At 65.2% G+C, this 9,214-nt stretch carries 7 protein-coding genes; all 7 read left to right on the forward strand.

The features are described 5' to 3' along the window. Positions 1–5 precede the first annotated feature (5 nt). Positions 6–635 (forward strand): TetR/AcrR family transcriptional regulator, encoded by a 630-nt coding sequence (locus BN1134_RS14400; protein WP_042048065.1) that lies wholly within the window; start codon positions 6–8, stop codon positions 633–635. Beyond that, a complete protein-coding gene (gene hlyD, locus BN1134_RS14405; RefSeq protein ID WP_042048066.1) occupies positions 632–1,600 on the forward strand; it encodes a secretion protein HlyD in 969 nt (322 codons plus the stop codon). Before BN1134_RS14400 ends, hlyD begins: the two co-directional genes overlap by 4 nt. Next, positions 1,597–3,330 carry an ATP-binding cassette domain-containing protein gene (locus BN1134_RS14410; RefSeq protein WP_042048067.1) on the forward strand — a complete coding sequence of 578 codons (1,734 nt, stop codon included), beginning with the start codon at positions 1,597–1,599 and terminating at the stop codon, positions 3,328–3,330. The genes hlyD and BN1134_RS14410 overlap by 4 nt, the downstream gene beginning before the upstream one ends. Then, positions 3,327–4,433, forward strand: a complete 1,107-nt coding sequence (locus BN1134_RS14415) for an ABC transporter permease (protein WP_042048068.1) — start codon at positions 3,327–3,329, stop codon at positions 4,431–4,433. The genes BN1134_RS14410 and BN1134_RS14415 overlap by 4 nt, the downstream gene beginning before the upstream one ends. 2 nt (positions 4,434–4,435) lie before the next feature. After that, on the forward strand, positions 4,436–5,524 hold the full coding sequence (locus tag BN1134_RS14420) for an ABC transporter permease (RefSeq protein WP_042048070.1): 1,089 nt from the start codon (positions 4,436–4,438) through the stop codon (positions 5,522–5,524). A 75-nt stretch (positions 5,525–5,599) separates the two neighbouring features. Next, positions 5,600–7,771 (forward strand): DNA helicase II, encoded by a 2,172-nt coding sequence (gene uvrD, locus BN1134_RS14425; protein ID WP_042048071.1) that lies wholly within the window; start codon positions 5,600–5,602, stop codon positions 7,769–7,771. Between the two features lie 772 nt (positions 7,772–8,543). Further along, the coding region (locus tag BN1134_RS19755) for a DUF4747 family protein (protein ID WP_156991801.1) at positions 8,544–9,214 on the forward strand (671 nt) is incomplete at its 3' end.

The following is a 9,214-nucleotide window of genomic DNA, read 5'->3' on the forward strand; positions in this document are numbered from 1 at the left end:
GCGGCATGCACCCGACCCGCCAGAAACTGCTCGATACCGGGCTCGCCCTCGCCAGCGAGAAGGGGCTGCGCGGCCTCACGGTGCGCGAGCTGGCGGCCGCCGCCGGGGTTAACCTCGGCACCTTCGTCTATCACTTCGGCAACCGCGATGCCTTCATCGGCGAGCTGGTCGAGCTCTGGTATGTCCCGCTGTTCGAGGATCTCAAGGCGGTGGCGGCGCGCGGCGCCTACCCCTCGGCCCTGGCGGCGTTCGAGGCGACCATGCAGGCGCTGATCACCCTGGTGGGGCGCCAGCGCGGCTTCGTCAACCACCTGCTCGGCGATGCCATGGCCGGCGAGGCGGCGGCCCAGCGCTTCCTGCTCAGCCTGCCCGAGCGCCACCCCCTGCTGCTGTTTGAGCTCATTCGCCGCGCCCAGGCGGAGGGCTCGCTGGTGGCCGGCCACCCGCTGCAACTGATGATCTTCGTCATGGGGGCGGTCGGGCTGCCGTTGGTGATCGCCGGTGGTGGCCGCCAGCTGGCATGGCTGCCCGAGCAGGCCACCCCCTTCATGGCCCAGCTCGATAACCCCGAGGCCGCCATGCAGCGGCTGGCATGGGCACTGCGCGGACTGCGTCCGCAAGGAGATCCCCTATGAAGCAACGCATCGCTATCGCCGCCGTGCTGCTGGCCCTGATCGGGGCTTACCTCTGGTGGCAGGGGCGCCCCGCCGACGGCTCCGTGCTCTACGGCAACGTCGATATCCGCGACGTGAACCTGGCGTTTCGGGTCGGCGGCCGGGTCAGCGAGGTGCTGGTGGACGAGGGGGATTCGGTCAAGGCCGGCCAGCCGCTGGCCCGCCTCGATCCGGCGCCGCTCATCCATAGCCGCGACAGCGCCCGTGCCAACCTGGCCGCCCTCACTGCCGCCAATGCCTTGGCCCATCAGGGCTATCGCAGCGAGGAGACGGCGCGCGCCCGCGCCGCACTGGTCGCCGCCGAGGCAGCAGCGCTCGAGGCCGACAGGCAGTGGCGCCGTCAGAGCGCACTGGCCGCCAGCGGCGCCATCTCTCGCGGCCAACTCGATACCGCCCGCTCCCTGCGCGATCAGACTCAGGCCCAGGTGGTTTCGGCCCGCGAGCAGTTGAGCCAGCTTGAGACCGGTTTTCGCCCCGAGGAGATAGCCCAGTCCGACGCCCAGCTCGAGGGGGCCAAGGCGGCGCTGGCCAGCGCCGAGCTGGCGCTCGCCGACGCCATCCTCACCGCCCCGAGCGAGGGGGTCATCCTCACCCGCGCCATCGAGACGGGCAGCATGGTGCAGGCCGGTGCCAGCGCCTTTAACCTCTCCCTCACCGCGCCGGTCTGGGTGCGCGCCTATGTCGAAGAGCCCTGGCTCGGCCACTTCCCGAGCGGCGCCAAGGTGCTGCTCAGCACCGACTCGCGCCCGGAGACCCCCTATCAGGGGGTGGTGGGGTTTGTGTCCCCCACCGCCGAGTTCACCCCTAAGTCGGTCGAGACGCCGGATCTTCGTACCCACCTGGTCTACCGGCTGCGCATCGTGGTGCAAAACCCGGACTCGGCCCTGCGTCAGGGGATGCCGGTCACGGTCAGGCTGGCCCCATGAGCGGCGCCATCGCCATCGAGGGGCTGACCAAGCGCTTTGGTGAGCGCCTGGCCCTCGATACCATCTCGGCGGCGATCCCGGCAGGCGGCATCACAGGGCTGGTGGGGCCGGACGGGGCGGGCAAGAGCACCTTGCTGCGCCTGCTAGCCGGCCTGCTGGTGCCGGAGGCCGGGTCGGTGCGGGTGCTTGGCCTCGATCCGGTGCGGGAAGGGGACGCCCTGCGGCTGCGCCTTGGCTACATGCCCCAGCAGTTCGGCCTCTATGAAGATCTCAGCGTGCTGGAGAACCTCACCCTCTATGCCGATCTGCGCGGCGTGGTGGGGGCGGAGCGCGAGCGCACCTTCGCCCGGCTGCTCGATTTCACCGATCTGGCCCGCTTCACCACGCGCCCGGCCGGCAAGCTCTCCGGGGGGATGAAGCAAAAACTCGGGCTGGCCTGTGCCCTGCTCGGCCAGCCCGAGGTGCTGCTGCTCGACGAGCCAGGGGTCGGGGTCGACCCCATCAGCCGTCGCGCCCTGTGGCAGATGGTGCGCGAGCTGGCTCAGGGGGGGATGACGGTGCTCTGGAGCACCGCCTATCTGGACGAGGCCGAGCGGTGCGATCACGTGCTGCTGATGGCACAGGGGCAGCTGCGCGCCAGCGGCACCCCGGCCCGGTTGATGGGGGCCATGGCCGGACGCTGCTGGCTGCTCGAGTCGCCAGGGCTGGACGGACGGGCGCGGCGCGCCTTGCTGCGGCGGGCCCTGGCTCATCCGCAGGTGATGGACGGCGCCATGGCCGGCGAGCGGGTACGCCTGCTGCTGCGCCCCGCAGCGCCGCCGCCTCCGCTGGCCGAGCTGGGGCTGGGCGAAGGGGCCTTCGTGGCGACCCCGGCCCGACTGGAGGATGCCTTCATCGATCTGCTCGGCGGCGGCCCTGGCGGCGACTCCCCCCTGGCGGCCCTGTTGCAGGAGGCGGCGCTGCCCGCTGGCGTGTCGCCCGAGGCGGTGATCGAGGCGCGTCATCTGACCAAGCGCTTTGGCGATTTCACCGCCACCCGAGCGGTGAGCTTTGCGGTGCGCCGCGGCGAGATCTTCGGCCTGCTCGGCCCCAACGGGGCGGGCAAGTCGACCACCTTCAAGATGGAGTGCGGCCTGCTGCGCCCAAGCGAAGGACAGGCGCTGGTGAGCGGCATCGATCTGGCCCGCAGCCCTTCGGCGGCGCGCCAGCGCCTTGGTTACATGGCGCAGAAGTTCTCCCTCTACAAGCAGCTCAGCGTGGGGCAGAACCTGGCCTTCTTCGCCGGCGTCTACGGCCTCTACGGGCGGCGCCAGCAGGCGCGCATCGAGGCCATGACGGCGGCGTTCGCCCTCGGCCCCTGGCTCGGCCAACAGGCCGACTCCCTGCCGCTCGGGCTGCGCCAGCGCTTATCGCTCGCCTGCGCCCTGCTGCACGAGCCGCCGATCCTGTTTCTCGACGAGCCCACCTCGGGGGTCGATCCGGTCACCCGGCGCGAGTTCTGGGCCCACATCAACGCCCTGGCCGATCGCGGGGTGAGCGTGCTGGTCACCACCCACTTCATGGACGAGGCGGAGTATTGCGACCGCATCGCCCTCATCGACCGTGGTCGTCTGCTGGCGCTCGGCACCCCGGACGAGCTCAAGGGAATGGCGGCCGGCAGCGGCGCCATGCCCACCATGGAAGAGGCCTTCATCACCCTGGTCGAGCGGGCCAGCGAGGAGCAGCCATGAACATCAACCGTCGCCGCCTGCTGGCCTTGTGCCGCAAGGAGTCGCTGCAAATCGTGCGCGATCCGAGCAGCATACTGGTCGCCTTCATCATGCCGGTGCTGCTGCTGGTGGTGATGGGTTACGCCATCAACCTCGACGTGGATCAGCTGCGCCTCGGCGTCTGGCGTGCCGACAGCGGCGCCCCGGCGGTGCGTCTCGAGCAGGCCCTGCGCGGCTCGACGGCGCTGGAGGTGCGTGGCGGCGCGAGTAAAGAAGCGCTGCTCGTGAGCCTGGAGCGCGGCGAGATCCGGGGGCTGCTGGTGATCGAAGCGGGCTTCTCCCGCGCGCTGGGGCAGGGGAGCGCGGCGCATATCGTGCTGCTGACCGACGGCGCCGAGCCCAACACGGCCAACTTCGTCAGCAACTATGTGCAGGGGATCTGGCAGGGCTGGCTGGCGCAAGAGGGGCTGGCCGCCGCGCCGGTGGCGGTGGTGACCCGCGCCTGGTTCAACCCGGCGCTGGTGAGCCGCAACTTTCTGGTGCCGGGCTCGATCGCGGTGGTGATGACCATCATAGGCGCCCTGCTCACCTCGCTGGTGGTGGCCCGCGAGTGGGAGCGCGGCACCATGGAGGCGCTGCTGGCCACCCCCATCACCAAGGCCGAGCTGCTGCTCTCGAAGATCCTGCCTTACTACGGGCTCGGCATCATCGCCATGTTCATCTGCCTGCTCTTCTCGGTGCTGGTGATGGGGGTGCCGTGGCGCGGCTCGCTGCTGGCCCTGCTCTTGCTCTCCAGCCTGTTTCTCGGCAGTGCGCTCGGCCTCGGACTGTTTCTCTCCACCCTGATGCGCAGCCAGTTCAACGCCGCCCAGGCGGCGCTGACGGCGGCCTTCTTACCGGCCATGATGCTCTCGGGGTTCGTGTTCGAGATAGCCAGCATGCCGCCTTTGCTGCGCGCCATCACCCACCTGATCCCGGCCCGTTACTTCGCCAGCGCCTTGCAGACCCTCTATCAGGCGGGCAATGTGTTGTCGATCCTGCTGGTCAACGGCCTGTTCCTGCTGCTGCTGGCAGCCTTCTGGCTCATCCTCACCGCCCGCACGCTGCGGCGTACCCTGGAGTGAACATGCTGACCCGACTCTGGTGGCTGGTACACAAAGAGCTGGCGATCCTGCTTGGCAATCGGCAGGGGCGCTTTTTACTCATCATGCCGGTGCTGTTGCAGGTGGCCCTGTTTCCGTTTGCCGCCACCTTGGAGGTGACCGGCAACACGCTGGCCATCGACAACCGGGACGGCGGGGCACAGAGCCGCGAGCTGGTGCAGCGGCTGACCCACATGCCCGCCTTCAGCCGCGTGCTGCCGGTGGCGGGTGCGGCGGGAATGAAGGAGGCCATCACGACGCAGCAGGCGCTGCTCGGGATCACCATTCCGGCGGACTTCTCGCGCCGGCTGGCCCGTGGCGAGCGGGCGCAATTGCAGCTCATCGTCGACGGGCGCCGCTCCAACGGCGGTCAGGTGGCGGCGGGCTACATCAATCAAGTGGTGGCGGCCTGGCAGGGAGAGGCCCACCCCCTGCCGGTACTCAACGTGCGCCACCTCTACAACCCCAACCTCGAGTTTCGCTGGCACGTGCTCCCCTCCTTGGTGGCCATCATCACCACCATCGGCTGCCTCATCGTCACCGCCCTTTCGGTGGCGCGCGAACGGGAGGAGGGCACCTTCGACCAACTGCTGGTCTCGCCCCTCACCCCAGGCTGGATCATGGCCGGCAAGGCGGTGCCCGGCATTCTGGTGGCGGTGGGGCAGGGTTGTATCGTCGCGCTGGCGGCCCGCTTCGTCTATCAGGTGCCGTTTGCCGGCAGCCTGACCCTGCTGCTGGCCGGCATGGTCTGTTACGGCCTCGCGCTGGCCGGCATCGGGCTCTTTATCTCGTCGCTCTGCTCGACCCAGCAGCAGGCGTTTCTCGGGGTGTTCTGCTTCATGGTGCCGGCGGTGATCCTCTCAGGCTATGTCGCGCCGATCGAGAACATGCCGCTGCCGTTCCAATGGCTGGCCCAGCTCGACCCGCTCAGCCACTTCATCGTGCTGCTCAAGGGGGTGTTCCTCAAGGGGCTCGGCTGGGGCGGCGCCTGGCCGCAACTGGGGCTTCTGCTTGCCATCGGCGCCGGGTCGCTGCTGCTGGCGCTGGTCACCTTTCGCCGCCACAGCGCCTGAGGGGCGCGCTCGGCGTTGGTCATCGGGCCGCCACTTCCGTATAATCGCCGCCTGTATAAATAAACAGGAGTGGTGATGGACGTTTCAAGCCTGCTCGATGGCCTTAACGACAAGCAACGGGATGCGGTGGCGGCACCGCGCGGCAACCTGCTGGTATTGGCGGGGGCCGGCTCGGGCAAGACCCGGGTACTGGTGCACCGGATCGCCTGGCTGATGCAGGTGGAACGCTGCTCGCCTTTCTCCATCCTGGCCGTGACCTTCACCAACAAGGCGGCGGCCGAGATGCGCGGCCGGGTCGAGCGGGTGCTGGGGGGGGATCAGCGCGGCATGTGGATCGGCACCTTCCACGGCATCGCCCACCGCCTGCTGCGCGCCCACCACCTGGACGCCGGCCTGCCGCAGGATTTTCAGATCCTCGACTCGGACGACCAGTACCGCCTCATTCGCCGGGTGGTCAAGGCGCTCAACCTCGACGAGAAGCACTGGGCCCCGCGCGAGGTGATGGGCTACATCAATCGCAAGAAAGACGAGGGGCTGCGCCCCGGTGACATCGATCTCTACGGCGACCCGGTCACCCGCACCTACCAGAAGATCTACCAGACCTACCAGGAGACCTGCGATCGCGCCGGCCTGGTGGACTTTGCCGAGCTGCTGCTGCGCGCCCACGAGCTGTGGCTCAGCAAGCCGCACATCCTCGAGCACTACCGCGACCGCTTCCAGAACATACTGGTGGACGAGTTCCAAGACACCAACGGCGTGCAGTACGCCTGGCTGCGGGTGCTGGCCGGCGACAGCGGCAAGGTGATGATAGTGGGTGACGATGACCAGTCCATCTATGGCTGGCGCGGCGCCAAAATCGAGAACATCCAGCGCTTTCTCACCGACTATCCGGGCGCCGAGACCATCCGCCTCGAGCAGAACTACCGCTCCACCGCCACCATCCTCAAGGCCGCCAACTGCGTCATCGCCAACAACGCCGAGCGCCTTGGCAAGGAGCTGTGGACCGAGGGGGCCGAGGGGGAGCCGATTTCGCTCTATGCCGCCTTCAACGAGGTGGACGAGGCGCGCTTTGTGGTGGGGCGCCTGAAAGAGTGGCGCGACAAGGGGGGCATGCTGGCCGACTGCGCGATCTTGTATCGCTCCAACGCCCAGTCACGGGTGCTGGAAGAGGCGTTGATGCAGGATGCCATGCCGTACCGCATCTACGGCGGCCTGCGCTTCTTCGAGCGCCAGGAGATCAAGGACGCGCTGGCCTACCTGCGCCTCATCAACAATCGCGGCGACGACGCCAGCTTCGAGCGGGTGGTCAACACCCCGACCCGTGGCATCGGCGATCGCACCCTCGACATCATCCGTGGCCATGCCCGCGATCGCGGCCTCAACCTGTGGCAGGCGGCGCGCGAGCTGCTCGAAGGCAAGGTGCTCTCGGGCCGTGCCGGCAACGCGGTGCGCGGTTTTGTCGATCTCATCGACGGCCTGGAAGAGCAGGTGGGCCTGCTGCCCCTGCACCAGCAGGCGGACATCGCCATCCAGAACTCGGGCCTCAAAGCCATGTACTTGGCCGAGAAGGGGGAAAAATCCCAGGCGCGGGTGGAGAACTTGGACGAACTGGTGACCGCCTGCCGCCAGTTCACCCGCCCCGAAGAGGCGGACGAGATGAGCGATCTCTCGGCGTTCTTGGCCAATGCGGCGCTGGAGGCGGGCGAGGGCCAGGCCGACGAGCACGCCGACGCGGTGCAGCTGATGACCCTGCACAGCGCCAAGGGGCTCGAGTTTCCGCTGGTCTTCATGGTGGGGGTGGAAGAGGGCATGTTCCCGAGCCAGCAGACCACCGAGGAGGCCGGGCGCCTCGAAGAGGAGCGCCGCCTCTGTTACGTGGGCATGACCCGCGCCATGGAGAAGCTCTACCTCTGCTATGCCGAGAGTCGCCGCATCTATGGCCGCGAGATGTTCCACAAGCCGAGCCGCTTTATCCGCGAGATGCCCGCTGAGTGCCTGGAGGAGATCCGCCTGCGCACCCAGGTGAGCCGCCCGACCCAATATGGGCGCTTTAGCCAGAACGAGGTGCAGCAGAGCTTCGCCCAGAGCGGCTTCAACCTGGGCCAGCGGGTGCTGCACCCCAAGTTTGGCGAAGGCACTGTGCTCAACTTCGAAGGGGTCGGCCCTCAGAGCCGGGTGCAGATCCACTTCGACGACGCCGGCGCCAAGTGGCTGGTGGCGGCGTATGCCCGGCTTGAGGCGCTGTAGGGCGCAGCGCACCCGCCTGTGATGTGAAAAGGAGCCGATGGCTCCTTTTTTGTCAGGATTGTAGGTTCGATTAGCGAAGCGTCATGGGTAAATTGTGTGCCTAGTTATCGGTAGCACGGCTGGCGCCGTGCAGGACGCGAGGGCGTGGCCCTCGACAGGGTTTCGCCCGCCCTTCGGGCTTGGGCGAGTGACTTTGGAAAGACCCAAAGTCACCAAAGGTCTTCTCCCCCGCCAATCCGCTGGCTTCGCCAGTCCCCTCGGTCCAGAGCCAACGTCGGACGGGCCGCCGCAGACGGCACATCCCTGTGCCGACTACGTCTACGCCATCATCCCTGATGGCGTCCCTGACGTTGCCTCCGACCCTCGGCGGATTGGAGGGGGAGCAATACCGTGCCTGTCTTTGACTTGGGTGCTTATACGAAATTTGGGGAGGGGATAGCGATCTACTTCGAAAGGGCGGCCAGCAGAGCCGGGTGCAGATCCAGTTCGACGACGTCGGCGCCAAGTGGCTGGTGACGGAGTATGCCAGATTGGAGGCACTCTGATTCTTCTCACCTCCTGATATAACCAACCCGGCTTAGGCTGGGTTGGTTATATCAGGAGGCGCGGCAATTTGAATGACGTGAGCGTCCGAGAACGCTTCGCTATTCGAACCCACGGCACTAATTGTGAGCTTAATCACCGGCGAACTAGAAATAGCATATTGACTAGAAGATTCATTTGATGCAGCATGAAGGCTTATTTATAAACACTCTAATGCATGCGGTATTATATGGAGAAGAGCGGGCGATATTATCTTGGACGCGTGATTAAGATTAACTTGTCACAGACAGAGTTAATGAATGCAATAATATCCTCACCTATAATTACAAAAGGGAAATTTGATTGGACAATTACTGACTGCGTTGATGCTAGAGATAATAGTATTCCTTTCGTTTATGGGAAGTTATCTAAATATGCAAAAGATGGTCATGCGAATGTTGTTGATGAAGGCAGTCGTTCCCAAATAAAAGCTGATGTCCCTAATTTAGTTGAGGCATCATCCCCTTTTATTTATCTCCCTGAGTTTTCTGGTATTGCGTACCTTCATGTGTGGAATGGAATTCAAGAAGATGTCTTCCCGAGGCGCTTTAAATCTATAGTTGAAGAGGTATTTGGTAGGTTTATGATCTCGTGTGAGATTGATCCATTGTCTGACTATACAGAATTTACTCAAAAGCTTAGAAATATCAGTACGCTTACCGAAATATCTGGTACGGTTTCCCCCCCTAATCCATTATTCGGAAGATTATGGGGTGAATTAAATGATTACATTTCAAAGAGGAATGCCTCAGAGGTAACAGTTAAGGAAAGTAGCTCTAAACCATCTGGCATCAAGTCAAAGTTAATCGAGCTTATGGATGGTATTATGAAGTCAAAAGACTACCTGATTACCCATGATTA

The sequence above is a fragment of the Aeromonas simiae genome, assembly GCF_000820125.1.
GTDB lineage: Bacteria > Pseudomonadota > Gammaproteobacteria > Enterobacterales > Aeromonadaceae > Aeromonas > Aeromonas simiae.